At 66.2% G+C, this 22840-nt stretch carries 16 protein-coding genes, 1 pseudogene and 1 CRISPR repeat array; of the genes and pseudogenes, 5 read left to right on the top strand and 12 right to left on the bottom strand.

Annotated features, from left to right (window positions below; all coding sequences use genetic code 11):
- Positions 1-8: 8 nt before the first annotated feature.
- Positions 9-1181, top strand: coding sequence for a DUF444 family protein (locus GBG68_RS05685; protein WP_152145966.1), 1173 nt, complete (start codon positions 9-11; stop codon positions 1179-1181).
- Entirely contained in the window at positions 1174-2580 is a 1407-nt protein-coding gene (locus tag GBG68_RS05680) for a SpoVR family protein (RefSeq protein ID WP_152145965.1), read from the top strand. Before GBG68_RS05685 ends, GBG68_RS05680 begins: the two co-directional genes overlap by 8 nt.
- A 271-nt stretch (positions 2581-2851) precedes the next feature.
- Here the strand turns inward: GBG68_RS05680 and GBG68_RS05675 are convergent, their stop codons facing one another.
- Together GBG68_RS05675 and GBG68_RS14625 are read right to left on the bottom strand one after the other, a co-directional pair.
- Positions 2852-3598 (bottom strand): endonuclease/exonuclease/phosphatase family protein, encoded by a 747-nt coding sequence (locus GBG68_RS05675; RefSeq protein WP_152145964.1) that lies wholly within the window; start codon positions 3596-3598, stop codon positions 2852-2854.
- 4 nt (positions 3599-3602) lie between these two features.
- Positions 3603-5000, bottom strand: a complete 1398-nt coding sequence (locus tag GBG68_RS14625; protein ID WP_193222234.1) for a phospholipase D-like domain-containing protein — start codon at positions 4998-5000, stop codon at positions 3603-3605.
- Positions 5001-5156: 156 nt separating this feature from the next.
- Between GBG68_RS14625 and GBG68_RS05665 the strand changes: the two genes are divergently transcribed.
- Positions 5157-6437 (top strand): MFS transporter, encoded by a 1281-nt coding sequence (locus GBG68_RS05665; protein WP_152145962.1) that lies wholly within the window; start codon positions 5157-5159, stop codon positions 6435-6437.
- A 1-nt stretch (position 6438) separates the two neighbouring features.
- Here GBG68_RS05665 and GBG68_RS05660 read toward each other — a convergent pair whose 3' ends face one another.
- From GBG68_RS05660 to GBG68_RS05650, 3 genes are read right to left on the bottom strand one after another with little or no spacing between them, the layout of a single operon-like run.
- Complete coding sequence (locus GBG68_RS05660) at positions 6439-7401, bottom strand: GGDEF domain-containing protein (protein WP_152145961.1); 963 nt, start codon at positions 7399-7401, stop codon at positions 6439-6441.
- Positions 7402-7449: 48 nt separating this feature from the next.
- On the bottom strand, positions 7450-9498 hold the full coding sequence (locus tag GBG68_RS05655; RefSeq protein ID WP_152145960.1) for a S9 family peptidase: 2049 nt from the start codon (positions 9496-9498) through the stop codon (positions 7450-7452).
- Positions 9499-9502: 4 nt separating this feature from the next.
- Positions 9503-9733 (bottom strand): hypothetical protein, encoded by a 231-nt coding sequence (locus GBG68_RS05650; RefSeq protein WP_152145959.1) that lies wholly within the window; start codon positions 9731-9733, stop codon positions 9503-9505.
- A gap of 389 nt (positions 9734-10122) precedes the next feature.
- Between GBG68_RS05650 and GBG68_RS05645 the strand changes: the two genes are divergently transcribed.
- Positions 10123-11427 (top strand): hypothetical protein, encoded by a 1305-nt coding sequence (locus tag GBG68_RS05645; RefSeq protein WP_152145958.1) that lies wholly within the window; start codon positions 10123-10125, stop codon positions 11425-11427.
- A 244-nt stretch (positions 11428-11671) separates the two neighbouring features.
- Here the strand turns inward: GBG68_RS05645 and GBG68_RS05640 are convergent, their stop codons facing one another.
- The 6 genes from GBG68_RS05640 to GBG68_RS05615 form a co-directional block, all read right to left on the bottom strand.
- Positions 11672-12271, bottom strand: coding sequence for a 2-hydroxychromene-2-carboxylate isomerase (locus GBG68_RS05640; protein ID WP_152145957.1), 600 nt, complete (start codon positions 12269-12271; stop codon positions 11672-11674).
- Positions 12272-12289: 18 nt separating this feature from the next.
- Positions 12290-13339 (bottom strand): succinylglutamate desuccinylase/aspartoacylase family protein, encoded by a 1050-nt coding sequence (locus tag GBG68_RS05635; protein WP_152145956.1) that lies wholly within the window; start codon positions 13337-13339, stop codon positions 12290-12292.
- A gap of 15 nt (positions 13340-13354) precedes the next feature.
- Positions 13355-13879, bottom strand: a complete 525-nt coding sequence (locus tag GBG68_RS05630; RefSeq protein ID WP_152145955.1) for a gamma carbonic anhydrase family protein — start codon at positions 13877-13879, stop codon at positions 13355-13357.
- A gap of 112 nt (positions 13880-13991) precedes the next feature.
- Positions 13992-15347, bottom strand: coding sequence for a glutathione-disulfide reductase (gor, locus tag GBG68_RS05625; RefSeq protein WP_152145954.1), 1356 nt, complete (start codon positions 15345-15347; stop codon positions 13992-13994).
- Between the two features lie 39 nt (positions 15348-15386).
- Positions 15387-16142 (bottom strand): sulfite exporter TauE/SafE family protein, encoded by a 756-nt coding sequence (locus GBG68_RS05620; RefSeq protein ID WP_226801676.1) that lies wholly within the window; start codon positions 16140-16142, stop codon positions 15387-15389.
- Positions 16143-16171: 29 nt separating this feature from the next.
- The gene (locus tag GBG68_RS05615; protein ID WP_193222233.1) at positions 16172-16603 is read right to left on the bottom strand and encodes a GreA/GreB family elongation factor; all 432 of its coding nucleotides are present in this window, start codon (positions 16601-16603) and stop codon (positions 16172-16174) included.
- Positions 16604-17046: 443 nt separating this feature from the next.
- On the opposite strand from GBG68_RS05615, the gene prlC reads away from it, so the two are divergent.
- The gene (gene prlC, locus GBG68_RS05610; RefSeq protein WP_226801674.1) at positions 17047-19101 is read left to right on the top strand and encodes an oligopeptidase A; all 2055 of its coding nucleotides are present in this window, start codon (positions 17047-17049) and stop codon (positions 19099-19101) included.
- 192 nt (positions 19102-19293) lie between these two features.
- Positions 19294-22623: direct repeats of the CRISPR family, unit length 28 nt; unit sequence TTTCTGAGCTGCCTACGCGGCAGCGAAC.
- A gap of 44 nt (positions 22624-22667) precedes the next feature.
- Here prlC and GBG68_RS14325 read toward each other — a convergent pair.
- Positions 22668-22840 (bottom strand): annotated as a pseudogene (locus GBG68_RS14325) (IS481 family transposase); the annotation flags it as partial.

Below are 22840 nucleotides of genomic sequence, written 5' to 3'. Positions count from 1 at the left end.
GAGGCCCCATGAACCCCGGAACCGAGGACCAGCGCTGGTACGAACTGTTCTCCCGCGGCACCCGGGACTGGCTGCGCCACAACGAAAAGGTGCGCGAAGCGGTGCGCGGCCAGTTGCCGGACCTGGTGGCCGGCTCCGATGTGCTGAGCCGCCCGGGCCGACGCACGGTACAGGTGCCTGTGCGCTTCATGGAGCATGCCCGCTTTCGCTTGGCCGACACCGAAGAACAGCAGGGTGCCGGCCAGGGCCCCGCCCAGCCCGGCGACGTCCTGCGCCGGGCCCGGCGCCGCGGCCTGCAGCCCGAGGGCGCCCGGGAAGGCGAAGGTGGCGAGGACGAAGGGGGCATCCGCATGGTGCTGGAATTCCAGGTGGACGACATCCTCGACTGGCTCTGGGAGGAGCTGCAACTGCCACATCTCAAGCCCCGCGCGGGCCATGCGTTGGAACACGAGGAGCCGGTACGCGAGGGCTGGGACAAGCGCGGCGCGCGCCCCAGGCTGGACCGGCGCCGCACCCTGAAAGAGGCCATCAAGCGTCGCCACGCGCTGCCCCGAAGCCGAGTGCCCATCGCCGACGAGGACCTGCGCTTTCGTCAGCTCACCCGCCGCCGGCGCCCCAACACCCAGGCCGTGGTGTTTCTGCTGCTGGACGTATCCTCCAGCATGGACGAGCACTGCCGCCGGCTCGCCAAGACCTTCTTCTTCTGGGCGCTGCAGGGCATACGCCGACAATTCGCCAGCATGGAAACCGTGTTCATCGCCCACACGGTGCAGGCCTGGGAATTCCAGGAAGAGGCGTTTTTCCAGGTCCACGGCGAGGGCGGCACCCGCAGCTCCACCGCCTTCGAGCTGGCCGCCCGGGTGCTGCGCGAGCGCTACGACCCGACCCGCTACAACGCCTACCTCTTCTACGCCACCGACGGGCACAACTTCAGCGAGGACCGCCAGGCGGCGATGAGCAGCCTGCACGGGCTCGCCGAACAGATGAACTTCCTCGGCTACGCCGAAGTGTCGCACCACATCATGCGGCGGCTGGAAACCGAGGTGGCCCAGCTCTACCGCGCCCTGCAGTTGCAGGGCTTCCCCTGCGGCAGCTACGCCCTGTCCACCGAGGAAGACATCTGGCCCGCCATACGGCGCTTCTTCAGCGACCAGGCCCGGGAGGCCAGCGCCCATGGCTGAGCGCCTGCGCGACTACATCCCGCGCCTGGAGGCACTGGCCGCCCGCCACGGCCTGCGCCATCACCCGGTGGACTTCGAGCTGGTGCCCGAGAGCTTCATGATGGAGGTGGCCGTCTACGGCCTGCCGGTGCGCATGCCCCACTGGTCCTTTGGCGTGCGCTGGATCCAGCAGATGATCCAGCACCGCATGGGCCACTCCCGCATTTTCGAGGTAGTCTTTCCCGGCGCCCCCAACCGCGCCTACCTGGTGGAAACCAACAGCGTGCAGGAGAACGTGCTGGTGGTGGCCCATGTGCTGGGGCATGCGGATTTTTCCGGCAACAACGCCGGCTTCGTGCGCAGCCACCACGAAGCCGGCGCCCACATCGTCGAACAGGCCGCCGCCCACGCCCACCGTATCGACGCGGTGATCGAGCGCCAGGGCATCAAGCGGGTGGAACAGGTGCTGGACGCCGCCCTGGCGCTGGAGCCGCACATCGACACACACCAGCCTCTCGCCCGCCCCGACTACCCCCGCCACGCGCCGCCGGCGCCCGCCCGCCCCCCGGACGCCTTTGCCGAACGCTACGCCCAGCTGCCCGACACCCCCGACCCCGAGCCCGGCGACAGCGCTCGCCAGGCACTGCCCCTGCCGCCGCACCCGGAAGAAGACCTGCTCTGGTTCATCGCCCGCTACGGCCCCTGGCTGGAGGACTGGGAGCGGGACATCTTCCTCGCCGTGCGCGAAGAGGCCTATTACTTCCAGCCGGTATTCAACTGCCAGATCATGAACGAAGGCTGGGCCAGCTACTGGCATGCCCGCCTGCTGCGCGAGGCGAGCTTCCTCCCCACCCAGACCTGGCTGGACTGCATGAAGACCCACTCCGACGTGGTGCGCCCCTACGGTGGCGAATCCCGCGTCGCCCTGCAGATCAACCCCTACCACCTGGGCTTCAGCCTGTGGGAGCGCATCATCACGGAACAGGGCCTGGATGCCGCCCGGCGGATCATGGCCGAGGAGGATGATTTCAGCTTCATCCGCAATCACCTCAGCGCGGCGCACGCCCGAGAGCTGGGGCTGTTTCTCTGGTCCGCCCGACGCAACGGCGAAGTACGGGTAACACCCGGCACCCTGCCCCAGTTGCATGAACAGATCCTCGGCCCCCGCTACCATTTCGGGGCCCCCCGCATCCGGGTCGAGGAACTGCGCCCCGACGGCGCCCTGACCCTCCGCCACGACGCCCACGGCGACGGGCGCGGCCTGCACACCGAGCGTGCCCGGGAAGTGCTCAATTACATTCACCAGGTCTGGCGCGCCCCGGTGCGCCTGTACACCGAGGATATCCGGGGCCGCGAGATCTGCCTGCGCCCCCGCCAGGAGGAATTCGCCCCACTGGATGAGAGCCGCCCCGAGCCTTAGAGGAATGGTTCAGTGTCTCCCAAAAGAAAAACCGCGATCGGGAAAACCCGATCACGGTCTGATGTCTAACGGACTGGGGTACGGGCTCCGATCCTTGGAGCGCCTACCCTGCCGCTGGCTGCCCGATACTTTGCCGGTCGCCTCTCCTCCTCCGCTCCCAGCCGCTAAACGTCCTGCTGGCGGCTTTTCTTGTTTGTTTTTGTTGCTGTGCACTATCCCGGGTTTTCGACCCGCCGACTAGGCGATCTCACCCAAGGTTTTGTAGGAAATCTCAGACATCCTCCAACGCCACGTCCACCAGCAACGGCAGGTGATCGGAGAAGCGAAAGCGTTCGAACACCCGTACCCGCTCGATATGCAGGTGCCGGCTGGCGAACAGATGCTCCAGGTGTCGGCGTGGCTTCCAGGACGGGAAGGTGGCCGGCGAAATGGCCTGGGTGAGCGGGCTGTCCCGCAGCAGTTCCAGCTCGGCCCGGTGGCTGACGTTGAAATCCCCGCCCAGCACCCGCGGCTCGTCGCTCTCCCCGAGAAAGGCCTCCAGCTGGCGGATCTGCCGGAGACGGAACTTCTGCTCCAGGCTCAGATGCGTCACGTAACAGCGCAACGCCCCCCGCCCCAGCGCAAGGCTCGCCTCGCTCAGATAGCGCGGCTGCCCGCGCCCGGGCAGGCGGTGGTTGCCCATGCGCGCGAGCGGATAGCGGGCGAGTACGGCATTGCCCTGGCGGATACGCTCGCCCAGACGGAAGGTCTCGAAGAACAGCACATGGCGAAGGCCGGCGGCATCCGCGAGCAGGCGCGCCTGATCCACCCGACAGCACCGGCGCGAGGCGTTCTCCACCTCGGAGCACAGCGCCAGATCCACCCGCTCCTCGCGCAGAAAGCGCGCCGCCTCCAGCACCATGCCGTTGCCATGGGGCAGCCAGTAGCGCCAACCGGTGCTCAGGTAATGCCACCACCCCCGGGTGGTTCCCACCCCACCCTGCAGGTTGCATACCGCGATGCGCAAACGCTCGCTCATGGGCTTACCAGGTGGCCGTGCCGGTGGCTTCCTGGAAGCGTGCCAGCCAGCGGCGCGTCGCACTGTCCAGACCGTTGCCGGCGGCGAAGTCCAGGCTGCGGGGCGGTTCTTCCAGGCAGCGCACATAGTCCCAGGCCTGGCGTGCCACACGGGTATCGTTGCCCACCCGCACCCGCATGTTCGCCTCCGGGTTCGTGTCGGACAGGCTGCGCCGGGTGCAATTGGCGGAGCCGGCATGAATGATGCTCTCGCGGCGCCGACGCAGCAGCATGAACTTGGTGTGGAACTCCTCCCGCGCGGTGTTCGCCCAGCGCACCCGCACCCCACCCCCATGCAGCAACTCGGCGCCCGTCAATTGATTGGGCACGCCGTTCTTGGGCTCGCCGAAGCTGTACTTGTTCATATCCAGAATCACGCACACCCGCACGCCGCGCGCCGCCGCCGCCCGCACAGCGCGCATCACCCGCCGCTCGGCCAGGAACAGCGTGAACAGATACAGCCGCTCGCCCCGCGACGCGGAGGCGATGTCGGCCAGCATGGCCCGAAGTATCTGCGCACCCAGCAAGGGCGTGACCAGCGCATCCCCCGCCGGCTCCGGGCCCGGGCCGGGAATGTGCGCGGGGATCGTGCAGCCGGACATGGCGGCCAGGGCACGCTCGGCCTCGAAGAAATGGTAGGCCACCGGTCGGCTGCGCACCTCCAGCGCGGCGTTGAGGAAATAACAGCTGGCATCTTCCAGGTTCGCCGAACTGACCAGGGTGCGGTATTCGCCAGCGCCATCGTCGGCGACGATCACCTTGCGATGATTCCCCCGCGTGTTGGCGGCGGCCAGCACGGCTCGCAGGGTGGTGGTGCGCCCTTCCTCCAGCGGGTTCGGTATCCAGCCCCGCCCCGCGGTGCCGAACCACTGCAGCCCCAGGCGCCACAAGGGCGCATAGAGCAGGTTGTTGTCACGCAGGCGGCGCAGATCGGTCAGGCAGATCCGCACACCCGCCGCGCGCAGCCATTCCAGCGGGTCACAGCGAGCCGTCCCGTAGGAGGTGTTCAAGGGATCGGTGATGAAATAACGCGGGCAGGGCTGGGCGGCCAGGGTCTCGGCCATCAGGCGGGTAATGGGGATGAATTTGCCTCGCTCGGTGTGATGCAGATTGAACAGGAACACGTCCATCAGCACGAATTCGCGCGCCTCGCGCACCAGGGCGCGGATGCGCGCGGCTATCTGCCGGTGGCTGTGGCGCCGGCCCTGCTCGTACCAGGTATCGTCGTGCCACAACCGGACCTGCTCGGCGGGCACCGGATAGCTGGCATCCCAGCCATTGATGCCCGGTGGATTGGGCCGGAAGCGATACCAGGCGGACAGCCCCGCATAGGCCGCAACCCCCGCCGCCAGGCGGCGGGCCACGTGCTTTCGGGGCGATGAGTTTCCTGCGTCCACGGCCCGACGCTCGCATCTCTTGGGGTGCATGCTTCCGATTTGCGGCCCCGAGACGTTCACGGCAAGCCCCGGGCGCGCTAGGCTTGGGGCACCTTAGTCAGGAACCGGGCGTCCAGGCAGTACATGAACAACCAGAACCGCATTTTTCACCTGCTGAAACGACGCCGCTTCGCGCCGTACTTCGCCACGCAGTTCCTGGGCGCCTTCAATGACAACGTCTTCAAGAACGCGCTGATTCTGCTGATCGCCTTCGAGCTGGCCAGCGGCGAGGCGGGGCACATTCTGGTGAATGCCGCGGCGGGGCTGTTCGTGCTGCCCTTCTTCTTGTTCTCGTCCGCCGCCGGGCAGCTGGCCGACAAGTACGAAAAGGGGCTGCTGATCCGCCGCATCAAGCTCGCCGAGGTGCTGATCATGGGCCTGGGGGCGCTGGCGCTGTTCAGCGGGTCGGTCACGGCGCTACTGACGGTGCTGTTCCTGATGGGCACCCAGTCGAGTTTCTTCGGCCCGGTGAAATATGGCCTGCTGCCCCAGCACCTGGACGAGCACGAACTCATGGCGGGCAACGGTCTGGTGGAGATGGGCACCTTCCTCGCCATCCTGCTGGGCACCCTCGCCGGTGGCGTGCTTTTCGCCTGGGGCGGGGTGGGCTGGGTAGCGATCACGGTGGTGGCCTGCGCCCTCATCGGCTTACTGCTGGCACAGGGCATTCCGCGCGCCGCGCCGGTGGCACCGGAGCTGCGGCTTGCCTGGAACCCCATCCGCGAGAGCGGCAACTGCCTGCGCTACGCCGCCGAGCAGCGCCTGGTGCGGGTGGCGATGCTGGGTATTTCCTGGTTCTGGTTCCTGGGCTCGCTGTACCTGGCGCAGCTGCCCAATTACACCCGGCTGCACCTGGCGGGGGATGAGCGCATGGTCACCGGGCTGCTGGCGGTGTTTGCGCTAGGCATCGGGCTGGGCTCGATACTGGCCGCGCGCCTGGCCCGCGGTCGGGTGGAGCCGGGGCTGATGCCGCTGGGTGCGATGGGCCTGACGCTGGCGGGGCTGGATCTGTGGCTGGGCACCCCCGCCGAGGCCGCGCTCACACTGCGCACCGTGCTGGATCTGGCGCTGATCGGGGTGTTCGGCGGGCTGTTCGTGGTACCGCTGTATGCCTTGGTGCAACAGCGCGGGCGACGCGAGGTGCTGTCGCGGATCATTGCCGCCATCAACATCCAGAATGCGCTGTTCATGGTCAGCGCGGCCATACTCGCCGGCCTGCTGCTCGGCGTGGCGGGGCTGAGCATTCCGCAGCTTTTTCTGCTGGCCGCCATCGCCAATGCGCTGGTGCTGCTGGCGCTATGTCGTCTGGAGCCGGCTTTCTGGACACAGTGCCGGCGCTGGGTCAGGGAGCTACGCGCGGCCTGATTCAGCCGGCCATTTCAACCCTGTTCCGCCCCTGATGCTTGGCCCGGTAAAGCGCGGCATCGGCCCGGTCCACCCATTGCGCCACGCTCTCCTCGTCACCCAGTTCAGCCACTCCAATCGACACGGTCAACGCGCGAGTGCCCAGCCACTCGGCCTCGCGCACCGCGTCGCACAGGGATTCGGCCAGGACCCGCGCGGCCCCGGCGTGGGTGTTCGGCGCCAACACCACAAACTCCTCCCCGCCGTAACGGAACAGCATGTCGGCGGCGCGCACCCGCGCGCCAATCAAGCGCCCCATGCACACCAGCAACTTGTCCCCCGCCGAGTGGCCCAGCTCGTCGTTCACCGCCTTGAAGCGGTCGAGATCGATGAGCAGCAGGGAGTGGCGATGGCCGTAGCGCCGCGCCGAGGCGTGGGCGGCGCGCAGCCGGTTCTCCAACGCCCGGCGGTTGGCGACACCGGTGAGCGGGTCCATCAATGCCATGCGCCGCAGCTCCTGACGCTGGGCGCTGACCAGCTGCGAGAAGATGTAGCCGAAGACATTGACCAACAGCAGCGTGACCAGCAGCCGCGCCGATATCGCGCCGAAGGGCAGCGCCGGCAATACGGCGAGCACCGCCACGGCGTTGAAGCCCATGGCCATGCGCACGGGCAACAGGTAGAAGCTGGCGACGCACGACGGAAACAGCCAATAGACCCCGCCGATACCGATGCGGTGGGCGGCGATGACCGAGGTGGTGGTATACAGCACCGCCAGAGCGTACTTCAGTGACCGCGCCGAGCCGCCCCGGAACAGCCAGTACCAGGCGGCACTGGCGGCCACCAGGAACACCAGCAGCACCGGCCCCAGGTAGCCCTCCTCGTAGCGCAGCCAATGCAGGGCGAAGGGAAAGACCCCGCAGATCGCCAGCAGACAGATCCGCCGGGTAACAGTGCGTTCGAAATCGTCCTGATCGAAGAGCAAGGGCCCTGCCTCCCGCAGGTGCCGCGGCCGGGGGGGGGCCGCGGCGGATTATTGTTCCGTGGTCGGGCGTTCCACGCCCAGCCGGTCGAGGATGAAGGCGTAGTCGAAGGCCAGCTCCTTCAGGGATTCGTAGCGACCGGAGGCTCCCCCATGCCCTTGGCCCATATGGGTCTTGAGAATTAGCACATTATCGTCGGTTTTCAAGGCCCGCAGCTTCGCGCACCACTTGGCCGGCTCCCAGTACTGCACCCGCGGGTCGTTCAGCCCGGCAACGATGAGCAGGTGCGGATAGTCTTGCGCGCGCACATTGTCGTAGGGCGAATAGGCGCGGATGGCCCGGTAGTACTCCGGGTGCGCCGGGTTGCCCCATTCATCGTACTCGATGACGGTGAGCGGCAGGCTGGGGTCCTGCATGGTGGAGAGCACGTCCACGAAGGGCACCTGGGCGACCACGGCGCGGAACAGCTCCGGGCGCAGGTTCACCACCGCGCCCATGAGCAGGCCGCCGGCGCTGCCGCCCATGATGGCCAGGCGCTCGGGGCGGGTGTAGCCCTGCTCGATCAGGCCCTCGGCGGCGCGGATGAAGTCGGTGAAGCTGTCCTGCTTGGCGAGCAGCTTGCCGGCGTTCTTCCACGGCTCGCCCAGATCGCCGCCGCCGCGCACATGGGCAATGGCGAAGACGACACCCCGATCGAGCAGGCTCAGACGCGTGGGCGAGAAGCCCGGGTCCATGCTGATGCCATAGCTGCCGTAGCCGTAGAGCAGACAGGGGTGGGTCCCGTCCAAGGCCAGACCCTTGCGGTGCACCAAAGAGATGGGCACCTCGGCGCCGTCGTCGGCCCGCACCCACAGGCGGTGGCTTTCGTAGTCCTCGGCGCGATAGCCGCCGGGGACTTCCTGCTCTTTGAGCAGGCGACGCTCGCGGCTGCTCATGTCGTAGTCGTAAATGCGGCGGGGGCTGACCAGGGAGGTATAGGCAAAGCGCAGCACGCGGCTGTGGTAATTGGGGTTCTCGGCGCCGTGGGTGGCGTAGACCGGCTCGTCGAAGGCGATGTCGTGGCTCTGCTCGGTGGTCAGATCCGTGATGCGGATCTTCAGCAGCCCTTCATCGCGCAGGTACAGCACCAGGTGCCCCGCGAAGAGTTCGAAATCCTCGAGCTTGGTGCGCTCGCTGTGGGGGACCACCTCCCGCCAGGCGGCCGGGTCGCGGAAGTGCTCGCGGGCCACCCGCCAGAGGCGAAAGTTCTCGGCCTCGCGGTTGCTGAGCACCCAGAAATCCCCATCCCGGTGCTCGATGGCGTACTCCACGCCGTGCGCCCGGGGGGCGAACAGCACCGGCTCCGCGGCCGGGTCCGCGGCGTCCAGGAAGTATTCCTCGCTGGTGACGTTGCTGCCCAGGCTGATGTAGAGCAGCTGCCGGTCCTTGCTGTGGCCGAGGCTGACGAAATAGGCCTCGTCGGGTTCCTCGAAGACCACCGTGTCGGTGCCGTCCAGGCTGCGCCGGCGCACCTGCCAGGGCCGGCGGGTCTCGTCCAGCACGGTGTAGTAGAAGCTGCGGTTGTCCGCGCACCATTCCACGTCGGCCGCGGTGCCGGGGATATCCAGCGCCGGCGCCTCGCCGCCGTCCAGGGCGCGCAGGTGCAAACGGTAGGTCTCGGAGCCGTCGGTGTCCTCGGCCCAGGCCAGCAGACGATGATCGGGGCTCACCACCGCGCAGCCCAGATCGTGGTAGTCGTGGTCCGCGGCCAGGGCGTTCTGGTCGAGGACGATCTGCTCGGGCGCCGCCAGGGAGCCGCGCTTGCGGCACAGAATCGGGTACTGCAGGCCCTGCTCGGTACGGCTGTAGTAATACCAGCCGTCACGCTCCACGGGCACGGAGAGGTCGGTTTCCTTGATCCGGCCGAGGAATTCCTCGTAGAGCCGCTGCTGCAGCGGCTCGGTGGGGGCCATCACCGCCTCGGTGTAGGCGTTCTCCGCCTCCAGATAGGCGATCACCGCCGGATCGTCCCGCTCCCGCAGCCAGAACCAGGGGTCCTCCCGGCGCTCGCCGTGGGCTTCGAGGACCTGGGGGCGACGTTCGGCGCGAGGCGGCTGCATGGGTTTACCTTCTGTGAGAGTCCGTGTTGCTCAGGGTATCGCTGATCGCGTCTCCCTGCAGGCTGCTGGCATACAGTCTGGCGCCGGCCAGGTTCTGCAAGGCCATGCAGGCCCGCTGCAATGCGCGCAGTTCATCACGTTCCAGCGCGCGCATGCGCTGACGGGCGCTGTCGAAATCATCCATGAGCGCATCGCGCAGGGCGCTGGCGATCAGTTGCTTGGCTTTCAGATTCACGGGGCGGGCCTGTCAAAATGATGGGTAGCTCACATTGTAGCCGCCTCATGATGAGGTGGTCATTGACCATCGCCGCGGCCGGGGCCCGGCGGAGAGTGGGCGGCGGCAGAAAAAAGAAAAGCGCCGCCAGCCTGCGCTGGAACGACGCTCGAACTTCCCCAAACGACCATCTTGTTATTGCTTGCTTGTTATTGTTCGGGCCGGAGCCACCCCCCGCTGTGCAGTTTCGCGCCCTGTCGCGATGGGTGGGATCATGCCGCAGCCCTCGGCCAGGGTTCCTGAACTGCCGCACAGTTTGCTGCAGACACGCACCGAAGAAGTGCAGCAGTCCACAATTGCGCCTACCATTGGCGGCACGAGGCACAACAACAACACGCCGGATTACCGTCATGCGCAAACTGTTCACCCTGTTCGTCATTCTCTGCCTGGGCGCCGCCGGCACGGCCTACGGCTGGCTCTGGTATCGCACCGGCCAGGCCGCCGACCAGCTGGTCGCCGCGATGCGCCCCTTCGCCGACGCCGACTACGAACGTGTCTACGTCTGGCCCCGCGGCGAGGTGGGCGTGCAGGAACTGACGATTCGGCCCCATGCCCTGGGCGAAACCTTCCTCGTCGAATCCGTGGGTGTGCGCGCCACGCATCTGCCGCAACTACTGGAAACCCTGCGCACCCTGCAGCGGCGGGAAATGCCCGAGCACATCGGGCTGGAGCTGCGCGGTCTGCACATGGACCTCAACGGCCCGCTGATGACCATGGTGGACGATTACGCCGCCCAAGCCGCCGCCGAAGACCCCAATCTGCAGCTGGTCAACCGGGTCTGCGGGGATCTCCCCCCGGGGACCGGCTCGGCACTGCGCCGGCTGGGCTACCATGCGCTGGTCAGCGATATCAGCGTGGACCTGGAAAGGCGCGAATCCGGGTTTTCCATGCGCATGGAAAGCGAGACCCGCGACATGGCCCGCGCCACCATGGAACTGCGCCTGCGCCAGGGCGCCGAGTTTCAGCGCGACCCCTCGGCCGTGCAGCTGCTGGAAGCTCACGGCAATTACCACGACCTGGGCTTTCAGGGGCGCCTTAACCGCTACTGCGCGCAGTTTCACGGCGACGACCCGCAGGCTTACCTGCAGGCCTACGTGAACGACGCCGCCGAGCTGCTGCGCAAGCAACTCGGGCTGCGGCTGAGCCCCGAGCTGCGCGAGGCCTATCTGCGCATGCTGCAACCGGGCGCGTCCGGCAGCCTCAGTGTGCGCCCCGCCCAACCCCTGGTGTTGGCACACCTGGCCTGGTACAAGCCCGCCGACGCCCTGGCGCTGCTGCAGCCCGAGTTGTTCGTGGGCGGCGAATCGGTGTCACTGGGCGGCCTCCTGGATCAGGCGCCGCCCTCGCCCGCGGAGCTGGCCGCGGCACACTCGGCCCGGAAACGGGCCGAGCAGGCGCGGCGCGAGGAGCAGGCTGGCGAGCAAACGACCCCGGCGGCGGAAACCGCGCCGCGCTTCCAGGCCACCGCCGTGGAGGAGCTGCCCCGGTTGGTCGGACGCCACGCCCAGGTGGAGCTTCGCAGCGGCGAGCGACGCGAGGGCGTGATCGAGGCGGTCACCGAGCGCCGGCTGCGCCTGCGTCGGCGCCTGGGCAGCGGCAGCTACACCTATCCGGTGGAACTGGACCAGATAACCGCACTGGACGTGTATCGCTAAGGGCAGAAAAAAGAGCGCCGATGAAACATCGGCGCCCAATTTACACTGGACCGGGTTTGCTATTGTTGCTGCGACGGCGAACCGCCCGGCCAGCTCACGGGACCCACTATCCCCTTTTAGGGGCAGGGGCAGGGGCAGGCGTGATGCCCATCACGGTTCGTGAAAAGACAACCACCTTGCGCGGCGGCCGGTCGGAACCATCCGCTCGTTGAGCGGTCATGTAAACGCTGCTACAGGCTGTGCTTCAGACGCTCTTCGCCCACGCCAGGGCATCCTCCAGCCGGTCATCGCCCCAGAAGAGCTCCTCACCCACGGTGAAGCTGGGCGCGCCGAAGATGCCCCGCGACAGCGCCTCCGCGGTATTGGTCTTGAGCCGGTCCTTCACCGGCTGACTGACCGCCGCGGCCAGCACCTGCGCGGCATCCTGCCCGCAGCTGGCGATCAGATCCGCCAACACCGCCTCATCGCTGATATCCCGGTCGTCGGCGAAATTGGCGGCGAAGCAGGCCCGGGTAAATGCCGCCACCCAGCCCTGCGCGGCCGCATGAATGGCCACCCGGTCGGCCAGCAGCGAGTGACGCGGGAACACGCTGGGCTTACGGAAGCCGAAACCGTATTGGGCCGCGCGCCGCTCCAGGTCCCGCCACATATACGCCACCTTCACCGGAAACTCGGCGGGCCCCTTGTTCTCCCAGCCCCGTTCGCGCAGCACCACCCCCAGCAGGAAGGGCCGGTATTCCAGGCTCACACCGGCCTGGCGGGCGGCCTCCTCGATGCGCATCCCCGACAGAAAGGAATAGGTGCTGGTGAAATCGAACCAGAAAATCAGCTTGTTCTCGGCCACGGTCTCGGCTCCTTGCGCTTATACGATGGGCGGCTCGGCGGCCGGGCCCGGTTCATCGGCTTCCAGGCCCTCGGCCCAGCGTTCCACGTGTTCGGCCGCCCGGCTCAGTTCATCGAAACGGGCGATGTGGAACAGCGCCTCGCCCTCGTGCACCAGCGGCAGGTTGTTGCGGCCTATGACGATACCGCTGATGGAGGCCTCGCAGGGCTGCTCCTTCTCGCCGAAGGGGTCGGAGATCCAACCCAGCGCCTGGCCCTTCTTCACCCGCGCCCCCAGCCCCACGGTGGCGCGGAAAATGCCGTCCTGCTCGGCGCGCAGCCAGGTGCTGGAATCGGCCGCGTACTGGGGACGGGGAGCGGGGCGGCGGGCGCGGCTGGGCGGCAGCATGGCCAGGTCCCGCATCACCCGCAGCACACCCTTGAGCCCGGCGCGTATGCCCGGCTCGTCGAAGCGCAGGGCCTCGCCGGATTCATAGGTGATCACCGGAATGCCCCGGGCGTGGGCGGTGTGACGCAGACTGCCCTCGATGAAGCCGGCGTTGATCACCAGCGGCACGCCGAAGGCCTCGGCCATGCGCCGGGTCACGGGATCGGCCAGGTTGGCGCGGATCTGGGGCAGATTGGCCCGGTGGATGGCGGCCGTGTGCAGATCGATCACGTGGGTGCTCTTGTCGAGCAGCGCGGTCTTGAACAGATGTGCCACCCGCGCGGCCAGCGAGCCGCTCTCGCTGCCGGGGAAGGAGCGGTTCAGATCGCGCCTGTCGGGGAGGTAGCGGGTGCGGTCGATGAAGCCCAGCACATTGACGATGGGCACGGCGATGAGCGTGCCGCTCAGCCGGCGCAACCCCGCCTGTTTCACCAGCCGGCGGATGATCTCGACCCCGTTGATCTCGTCGCCGTGGATGGCGGCGCAGACCAGCAGCACCGGGCCCGCCTGGCGGCCGTGGATGACCTGCACGGGGATGGTGAGCGGGGTGTGGGTATAGAGCTGCGCGGCGGGCAGATCCACGGTGGCGCGGGTGCCGGCCGGGATCTCGGTGCCGTTGATGTGAAAAGGTGCGCGGGCCAAGGGCGATGCCTCCAATCAGCCGGTGTAGCGGTTCTTCAGGCGCACATAATGCGCCGCCGAATACCGCAGCTGCTCCTTTTCTTCATCACTGAGCGCGCGGGCGGCCTTCACCGGGCTGCCCACGTACAGGTGCCCGCCGGCGAGCTTCTTGCCCGGGGGCACCAGGGCGTTGGCGCCGATGATGCAGTCATCGCCCACCTCGGCGCCGTCCATGATCACCGCGCCCATGCCCACCAGCACCCGATTGCCTATTGTGCAGGCATGCACCACCGCCTTGTGGCCGATGGTCACATCCTCACCCACCAGGGTGGGGAAGCCGGTGGGGTTGTACGGCCCCTTGTGGGCCACGTGGATCACGGTGCCATCCTGGACATTGGAGCGCGCGCCGATGCGCACGTAGTTCACGTCACCCCGAATCACCACCAGGGGCCACACGGAACAGTCCTCGCCCAGCTCCACATCGCCGATGAGCACGGCGGAATCATGCACCCAGGCGCTGGCCGGGTGGCTGGGGGTGATACCGTCGAAGGGTTCTAGCATGGTCGGGGCTCCCTGCATTTCCTGTAATAGCGGCTCAGGGCCGCGATGTCCCTTGGCCCGGAAGATTCGCGGCCGTGAGCCGCTACTACAGGGGAAGGCGGCATCGAGCGCATTAGCGCATGGTGACCACTTCTTCGGCGGCAGTGGGGTGGATGGCCACGGTGTTGTCGAAGTCCTGCTTGGTGGCCCCCATGCGGATGGCCACGGCAAAGCCCTGGAGCATCTCGTCGCTGCCCACGCCGATCAGGTGCAGCCCCACCACGCGCTCCTCCTCGCCCACGCAGATGAGCTTCATCTGACTGCGGCGCTTCTCGTCGGTGAGAGCATAGTCCATGGCGATGAAACGGCTGGTGTAGACCTTCACCGCCTCCGGCCCGTACTCGGCACGGGCCTCGGGCTCGGTCAGGCCCACGGTGCCGATGGGCGGGTGGGTGAAGACCACGGTGGGGATGGTGTCGTAGTCCAGGTAGCGGTCGGGCATGCCACCGAACAGCCGATCGGCCAGCCGGCGCCCGGCGGCGATGGCCACCGGGGTGAGGGGCGCGCGGCCGATGATGTCGCCGATGGCGTAGACACCGTCCACATTGGTGCGCTGGTAGCGATCCACCGGCACCTCGCCCCGGTCGTTGAGCTCCACCCCGGCGCGGTCCAGCCGCAGCCGGTCGGTGTTGGGTGCGCGGCCGGTGGCCCAGATTACGCAGTCGTAGCCGGTGAGGGTCTCGCCGTCCTTGACCTCGATGGTGATGCGGCCATCCGATTCCCGACGCAGGGCGGCCGGTTCGGTGTGGGTGATGAGCTGCAGCTTGTCGGCGTGCAGCAGCTCCACCAGGCCCTCGCGGATCAGCGGGTCGAAGCCGCGCAGGGGGGCATCGGCCCGCACGATCAGGCTCACCTGGCTACCCAGATGGTGCAGCACGCCGGCGAGTTCCACGCCGATGTAACCGCCACCGATCACGGCAACCTTCTCGGGGCGATTCTCCAGCTCGAAGAAACCGTCGGAATCCGTGCCCAGTTCGGCCCCCGGAATGCCCGGGCGCACCGGGTAGCCGCCGGTGGCGATGACGATGTGATCGGCGCTGTACCGCTCGCCGTCCACCTCCAGCGTGTGAGCATCGACGAAGCAGGCGTGGCCCTCGATGAGGCTCACCGCATCCTTCTCCAGGTTGCGCTCGTAGATGCCGTTGAGCCGGGCGATGTAGGCATCGCGGCGGGCCTTGAGCTGCGTCCAGTCCAGGCTGGGCTCGCCCGCGCCTATGCCGTAGGTATGCGCCCCCGCCACGGCGTGAAAGACATTGGCCGCATTCCACATGACCTTCTTCGGCACGCAGCCCACGTTCACGCAGGTGCCGCCCAGGCGGGCCGCCTCCACCACCGCCGCCCTGGCGCCGTGGCTCGCCGCACGCCGCGCGGTGGCCAACCCACCGCTGCCGCCGCCTATGCAGATCAGATCGAAATGCCGCTCAGCCATGCTGCCTCCTGTGAAAATGCCAAGAAGCCACCATACCACTCAGCCGAAGAAGAACAGCAAGGTCATCACCACGCCGGTCAACACCACCACCGTGCGCACCGCCAGCGCCGGCAACCGCCGGGCGAGCCGCGCAAACACATAGCCGCCCGCCACCGCCGCCAGCATCATCCCCAGCGCCGGCCCCCAGGCGATCACCCCGCCCAGGGCATAGAAGCTCACGGCAATGGCGGTGAGTACCGTCGAGAGCAGGTTCTTCAGCCCGTTCATGCGGTTGAGATCCTGATGCCCCAACAGGCTCAAGCCCGCCAGCAGCACGATGCCCACCCCGCCGTTGAAATAACCACCGTACACGCAGATGGCGAACAGGCTCAGCAGTTGTGCCGCACCGCTCGCCTCCCCCTGCCGGCGGATATGCCGCAACAGCCAGGGGCCGGCGGCAAACAGCGCCGTGGCCGCCAGCAGCAGCCAGGGCACCAGCGCGCGAAACGCCTCCTCCGAGGTCCACAACAACAACAAGGCACCGAGGCCGCCACCGGCCAGACTCGCCAGCAGCAGCGCCCCCATGCCCACGCCCCGGGGCGCGCGCAGATCCTCGCGAAACCCCCAGGTACTCGCCATATAACCCGGCAACAACGCCAGCGTGCCGCTGGCGTTGGCCACCAAGGCCGGATAACCGGCATAAACCAGCGCCGGCAGCGTGAAGAAACTCCCGCCGCCCGCCACTGCGTTCAACCCGCCGCCGAAAAAGGCGGCAAGCAACAGCACCCCCCAAGTGCCCGGATCATCCACCGGCACGATTTACTCCCACACAACCCACAAGCCGCTTACAAGTCGTAGCGCCCGTCCGCCTCCGGCTGATAAAGCAGCGCCTCGATGCGGTAGGAACGCTCCCCGGCCGGAGTGTGCGCCTCCACCGTCTGGCCCACCCGGGCGCCCAGCAGCGCCGAACCCAGCGGGGCGAGCACGGAAATGCAGCCGGAAGCCGAGTCCGCCAGACGCGGGAACACCAGGGTAATCTCGATGTGGCGGCCGGAATTCATGTCTTCCAACCGCACCCGGCTATTCATCGTCACCACATCGGTCGGTATGGACTCGGGCTGGGCCTGGTCGCAGGCATAGAGCCGGGCGGCCAGCTCCAGGACGTGCTCCGGCTGTTCGTGGCCGCCGGCCTCGCGCAGCAGCACCGGCTCCAGCCGCTGCACGTCGAATATGGACAGGGTCTGGGCCTGGGTCTGAGCGGTCTGTGCACTCAACATGGTCATCCTCTCTTGGCGCGGTTTTCACGCCGGTACGCTCACCGCCACATGCGGTGGGCAGAAATTCGTTATCAATTCCAGTGTAGGAGCGGCTCATGGCGTCGCAACGTCGAACGCTCGGCGCACGCCAGTCGCGGCCATGAGCCGCGCCTACGAAGACAGGGAAATCCGGGAGAGATTTTCGGGCCGGCCGCGCAAGACACGCGCAGCCGGCCGTATTACGGCTGGAGCAGCAGGTGCTCCCCGTGACAGGCAGGCAAGAATTCGACGCGCGACAACATGGACACGACGGCGGTTCCTAAAAAACTGATTGCTCACTGGATTATAGGGTCAGGGGAATTTTTTACGAGTCCACTGGCCCAAGTGAAAGACAGGCTGGGATAATACCCCGAACACCTTACATTCGATCAGACCCGGAGTCGTTACAGGAGTTCCCCCCGACCATGAGCATGGACCAAGGCAACCCGTTGTTCCAGACCGAGCAGCTGCCCCCCTTCTCCCGCATCCGCCCGGAGCACGTGGAACCGGCCATCGACACCCTCCTCGCCGAGAACCGCGCCACCCTGGCCACCCTGCTGGGCGGCGAGCGGGCGTACAGCTGGGAGAACCTGATCGAACCGCTGGAAGCCATGAACGACCGCCTGGCCAAGGCCTGGTCGCCGGTGAGCCACCTCAATGCGGTAATGAACAACGAGGAGCTGCGCGCCGCCTACAACGCCTGCCTGCCGAAGCTCAGCGACTACGGCACCGAGCTTGGCCAGAACCGCCACCTGTTCGAGGCCTACCGGCAGATCCGCGACAGCGCCCAGTGGGCGGGGCTCAGCGACGCCCAGCAGGCGAGCATCGAACACGCCCTGCGGGATTTCAGACTTGCCGGCGTGGACCTGCCCGAAGCCGACAAGGAGCGCTACCGGGCCATCTCCCAGCGCCTCTCGGAGCTCTCCAGCAAATACCAGGAGAACCTGCTGGATGCCACCAACGCCTGGCACAAGCACATCGAGGATGCCGAGGCCCTGGCCGGCGTGCCCGACAGCGCCCTGGGCGTGATGCGCCAGGAGGCCGAGCGACGGGAACTGCCGGGCTACGTCATCACCCTGGACTTCCCCAGCTTCTTCCCCGTCATGAGCTACGCCGACAGCCGCGCCCTGCGCCGCGAGGTCTACGAGGCCTTCAGCACCCGCGCCTCGGACACCGGCCCCCAGGGCGGGCAGTACGACAACCTGCCGCTGATGGAAGAGATCCTCGCCCTGCGCCATGAGAAGGCGCAATTGCTGGGTTTCGCCAACTACGCGGAACTCTCCCTGGCGCCGAAGATGGCCGAGGGCACCGCGCAGGTGATGGGTTTCCTGCAGGATCTGGCCGAGCGCAGCCACCCCCGGGCGCTGGAGGACTTCGCCGAACTGCGGCGCTTCGCCCGCGAGGTAGAGGGGCTCACCGAGGAGCTGCAGGCCTGGGACCTGAGTTACTACGCCGAGAAGCTGCGCCAGAGCCGCTACCGGATCTCCCAGGAAGACCTGCGCCCCTACTTCCCCGCCGACCGGGTCGTGAACGGCATGTTCGAGGTGGTGCGCCGGCTCTACGGCATCCGCATCCAGCCGCGCGAGGACGCGGATACCTGGCACCCGGACGTGCGCTTCTACGAGATCCACGATGAGCAGGGCGCGCCCCGCGGCCAGTTCTACCTGGACCTCTACGCCCGTGCCCACAAGCGCGGCGGTGCCTGGATGGACGAGTGCCGGGTGCGTTTCGTGAACGAGCGCCTGCAGCAGCTGCCGGTGGCCTACCTCACCTGCAACTTCACCCCGCCGGTGGGCGAGCAGCCCGCGCTGCTCACCCATGACGAGGTCACCACCCTGTTTCACGAGTTCGGCCACGGGCTGCACCACATGCTCACCCGCATCGACTACCCCAGTGTCGCCGGCATCAACGGCGTGCCCTGGGACGCGGTGGAGCTGCCCAGCCAGTTCATGGAGAACTGGTGCTGGGAGCGCGAGGCGCTGGATTTGATCAGCGGCCATTATGAAACCGGCGAAAAGCTGCCCGAGGCGCTGTTCGAGAAAATGCAAGCGGCGCGTAATTTCCAGTCCGCCATGCAGATGGTGCGCCAGCTGGAATTCTCCCTGTTCGACTTCCGCCTGCACCTGGAATACGACCCCGCCCGCGGGGCGCGCATCTACGAACTGCTGGACGAAGTACGCGATCAGGTGGCAGTGATGAAGCCGCCCGCCTTCAACCGCTTCCCCAACAGCTTCGGCCACATCTTCGCCGGCGGTTACGCGGCGGGCTATTACAGCTACAAGTGGGCCGAGGTGCTCTCGGCGGATGCCTACTCACGCTTCGAGGAGGAAGGGATCTTCAACCGCGAGACCGGGCGGGATTTCCTGCGCCAGGTGCTGGAGCAGGGCGGCTCGAAACCGGCCATGGATCTGTTCGTGGCCTTCCGCGGGCGCAAGCCGAGCATCGATGCGCTGCTGCGGCATAGCGGGTTGGCGGCCTGACAAGACACCCCACTTGTAGGAGCGGTTCCGGGCCGCGAAAGGGTTTGCCGCCTGGGAAAGGGATTTCCGGCCCGGAGCCGCTCATACATTCGAGGCAGGAAGACCTTCACCACCACCCCTTGCGTCTGAACCACCACCGTATTCTCCGACCGTGGCTGCCCGCAAGCATAGCGGTCTGCCACGTACGGCACAGTTTTGAGCTGCCTACGCGGCAGCGAACGCGGGAAAGTGGTTCGCGCGGTTGTCGAGGTTTTTCTGAGCTGCCTACGCGGCAGCGAACGCAGGCGCCGCCGCCGTGGTGGCCGTATCCCATTTCTGAGCTGCCTACGCGGTAGCGAACGTCTCGTTGTTCGTGTCGGCACGTCCGTGTGATTTCTGAGCTGCCTACGCGGCAGCGAACCTTGTGTGGCGCAGGTTTCGGCTGATTTTGCATTTCTGAGCTGCCTACGCGGCAGCGAACGGCGATGAGGCGGCAAACGATGCACACATTGATTTCTGAGCTGCCTACGCGGCAGCGAACGGTGCGGAGCTGAAGGAGTCTTACTTTAGGCATTTCTGAGCTGCCTACGCGGCAGCGAACCTCTACACCGACCGGCTCGCACCCGGCGAGCATTTCTGAGCTGCCTACGCGGCAGCGAACTCACCGATGAGACCGAGATCATCAGCGACAACTTTCTGAGCTGCCTACGCGGCAGCGAACGCTACTCGCAGGAGATCGGCCGCCTTCGACATTTTCTGAGCTGCCTACGCGGCAGCGAACTGTATGGACGTACCCAAGTCAAACAGCGGGAATTTCTGAGCTGCCTACGCGGCAGCGAACGCCCCAGAGCGCAGGCAACGCCGGTGTGGTGGTTTCTGAGCTGCCTACGCGGCAGCGAACCCGGTCGGCGAGTTCTACCGGAACAACCAGAATTTCTGAGCTGCCTACGCGGCAGCGAACAATACAGCTCGGGTCAACTACAAAGGCCAAATTTTCTGAGCTGCCTACGCGGCAGCGAACGCTGGAGGACAGGCCGTGAGCAGTTACGGGATTTTCTGAGCTGCCTACGCGGCAGCGAACCATCTGTTCAAGACCGACGTGGATTCTCTGGATTTCTGAGCTGCCTACGCGGCAGCGAACGAAAAGGCCACTTGGCCCTATCAGCGCTGGGATTTCTGAGCTGCCTACGCGGCAGCGAACGCGGCACAGTCAACCATCAGCTCGCTCATGTATTTCTGAGCTGCCTACGCGGCAGCGAACTCAGGCGTTGCCATGAACTCGCGCGGGGGCTTTTTCTGAGCTGCCTACGCGGCAGCGAACAGTGTCGGCTTCGTCGGCCTGCTTGGGGGGTTTTTCTGAGCTGCCTACGCGGCAGCGAACACAGTGGCCACCCTTTGACGCATCAACTCAATTTTCTGAGCTGCCTACGCGGCAGCGAACGCGGACGAGTGCCGTGGTGGCGTCTACGGGCATTTCTGAGCTGCCTACGCGGCAGCGAACCGATAGATCTGGGTTGGCGGTTGCGTAGTTGCTTTCTGAGCTGCCTACGCGGCAGCGAACTCTTCCTGGCCCGGCGGCACCTGGTAGTAATATTTCTGAGCTGCCTACGCGGCAGCGAACAGGGCGAGCAGGAGTAGGGCGGTCTTCTTCATTTTCTGAGCTGCCTACGCGGCAGCGAACGAGGGCGCAGTGCGCGACCACATCACCGAGCTTTTCTGAGCTGCCTACGCGGCAGCGAACACGAGCTGGCCGACCAGCGCCTGACCGCGCTTTTTCTGAGCTGCCTACGCGGCAGCGAACAAATACGCCATCTATAACGGGGACTGCATCGATTTCTGAGCTGCCTACGCGGCAGCGAACCATCGGCACCCGCGCCCGGGACACCACGCACATTTCTGAGCTGCCTACGCGGCAGCGAACTATGCCCGAGGACGCATTGGCTCGGGGTTCCGTTTCTGAGCTGCCTACGCGGCAGCGAACACCGTGGTGACCGTCGCCCGTTCCAGCGCCGATTTCTGAGCTGCCTACGCGGCAGCGAACCAATAGCAGTGCGCAGCAAGGCGCGGATGCTGTTTCTGAGCTGCCTACGCGGCAGCGAACGCACCGCTTCCGAGCTGAGCCGTCTATCCCTTTTTCTGAGCTGCCTACGCGGCAGCGAACGGGGCGGCAACGGCGGTGGGCGCGGCGCGAATGTTTCTGAGCTGCCTACGCGGCAGCGAACGCGGTGTGCGATGCCGCCCGCCCGGTGGCCGTTTTCTGAGCTGCCTACGCGGCAGCGAACTTCGTCGATTGCGGCCCGGACGGTTTCCGAGCTTTCTGAGCTGCCTACGCGGCAGCGAACGAAGCGGAGTTCGCCACCCGTCACGAACACAACTTTCTGAGCTGCCTACGCGGCAGCGAACTGTCCCATGACGGCAACCCCATCGGGTTTTCATTTCTGAGCTGCCTACGCGGCAGCGAACGGGTACGGAGCGCTTCCTGAAATGGGCATCAATTTCTGAGCTGCCTACGCGGCAGCGAACAGCATCATGCTAGTGGACTGCTACGAGGGCGCTTTCTGAGCTGCCTACGCGGCAGCGAACAACAAGCCGGGGCGGCGCTGCCGCCCCGTGCTTTTCTGAGCTGCCTACGCGGCAGCGAACGCGTGCCGATTGTGCCGCATAGGGATCTGTGATTTCTGAGCTGCCTACGCGGCAGCGAACCGCCGCAAACGGTGCTGGCGGTCGCTGCGCTTTTTCTGAGCTGCCTACGCGGCAGCGAACGACAAGCTGATCAGCTACTACCGCCTGGCCAATTTCTGAGCTGCCTACGCGGCAGCGAACACTGATACAGCACGCCTGGCTTTGCCTGTGATTTTCTGAGCTGCCTACGCGGCAGCGAACGGGAGGCTAATACAGTTCGGGTCAACTACAAATTTCTGAGCTGCCTACGCGGCAGCGAACAAAATGACAAGCGGGAATATGTCACGCTGCAATTTCTGAGCTGCCTACGCGGCAGCGAACCCGCACTGGGAAGCCGAAATCCCGTTCTAGGTTTTCTGAGCTGCCTACGCGGCAGCGAACGATGCCGCCCGCCCGGTGGCCGTTGTGGTGGATTTCTGAGCTGCCTACGCGGCAGCGAACAAAAACAATTCCAAGTACCAGGCGCTGGAACTTTTCTGAGCTGCCTACGCGGCAGCGAACTTGTATGTACTCCTAAAAACAGGTCCGTCCTTTTTCTGAGCTGCCTACGCGGCAGCGAACTTGGTGCCCACGTTAGCGCCACTGGCGGTGAGTTTCTGAGCTGCCTACGCGGCAGCGAACATAAACACAGATCCAGAAACGGGTTTCCGGTCTTTCTGAGCTGCCTACGCGGCAGCGAACTTCACCACATGGCGCGGAGTCGGTTCGTCTCTTTTCTGAGCTGCCTACGCGGCAGCGAACCCTGGTGGCCGGTTCCGGCCCCGGCACCTTTATTTCTGAGCTGCCTACGCGGCAGCGAACACGGCCATGTTAAATATTGCGTAACGATCAACTTTCTGAGCTGCCTACGCGGCAGCGAACCGTACTTTGAGCCACGGACGGCTCTATTTTTATTTCTGAGCTGCCTACGTGTCGGGTCCCGGGTGATTCCTGATTTCTTTGACGAATAGGTCCGGCCGCCGTTTTTGCCATTCCCGCATGGCCTGTATGGGTGCTTTATGCCCCAGCGCCTTCTGCGGGATGTGGTGATTGTAGAGATGACAGTATCGCTTGAGGGTCTGCTCCAGGTCGAGCCGGC

Origin of the sequence: Alkalilimnicola sp. S0819, from assembly GCF_009295635.1 — a bacterium.
In the GTDB taxonomy this organism is placed as follows: Bacteria; Pseudomonadota; Gammaproteobacteria; order Nitrococcales; family WHIW01; genus S0819.
The sequence above is the reverse complement of the archived record's forward strand: the minus strand, read 5'-3'. Positions and strand labels throughout refer to the sequence as shown.

Bases quoted from the DNA above. Each gene is read 5' to 3' on its own strand.
- GBG68_RS05615 (WP_193222233.1), bottom strand. From the start codon at position 16,603: ATGTTGAGTGCACAGACCGCTCAGACCCAGGCCCAGACCCTGTCCATA.
- GBG68_RS05675 (WP_152145964.1), bottom strand. From the start codon at position 3,598: ATGAGCGAGCGTTTGCGCATCGCGGTATGCAACCTGCAGGGTGGGGTG.
- GBG68_RS05630 (WP_152145955.1), bottom strand. From the start codon at position 13,879: ATGCTAGAACCCTTCGACGGTATCACCCCCAGCCACCCGGCCAGCGCC.
- prlC (WP_226801674.1), top strand. From the start codon at position 17,047: ATGAGCATGGACCAAGGCAACCCGTTGTTCCAGACCGAGCAGCTGCCC.
- GBG68_RS05655 (WP_152145960.1), bottom strand. From the start codon at position 9,498: ATGCAGCCGCCTCGCGCCGAACGTCGCCCCCAGGTCCTCGAAGCCCAC.
- gor (WP_152145954.1), bottom strand. From the start codon at position 15,347: ATGGCTGAGCGGCATTTCGATCTGATCTGCATAGGCGGCGGCAGCGGT.
- GBG68_RS05685 (WP_152145966.1), top strand. From the start codon at position 9: ATGAACCCCGGAACCGAGGACCAGCGCTGGTACGAACTGTTCTCCCGC.
- GBG68_RS05645 (WP_152145958.1), top strand. From the start codon at position 10,123: ATGCGCAAACTGTTCACCCTGTTCGTCATTCTCTGCCTGGGCGCCGCC.
- GBG68_RS05680 (WP_152145965.1), top strand. From the start codon at position 1,174: ATGGCTGAGCGCCTGCGCGACTACATCCCGCGCCTGGAGGCACTGGCC.
- GBG68_RS05665 (WP_152145962.1), top strand. From the start codon at position 5,157: ATGAACAACCAGAACCGCATTTTTCACCTGCTGAAACGACGCCGCTTC.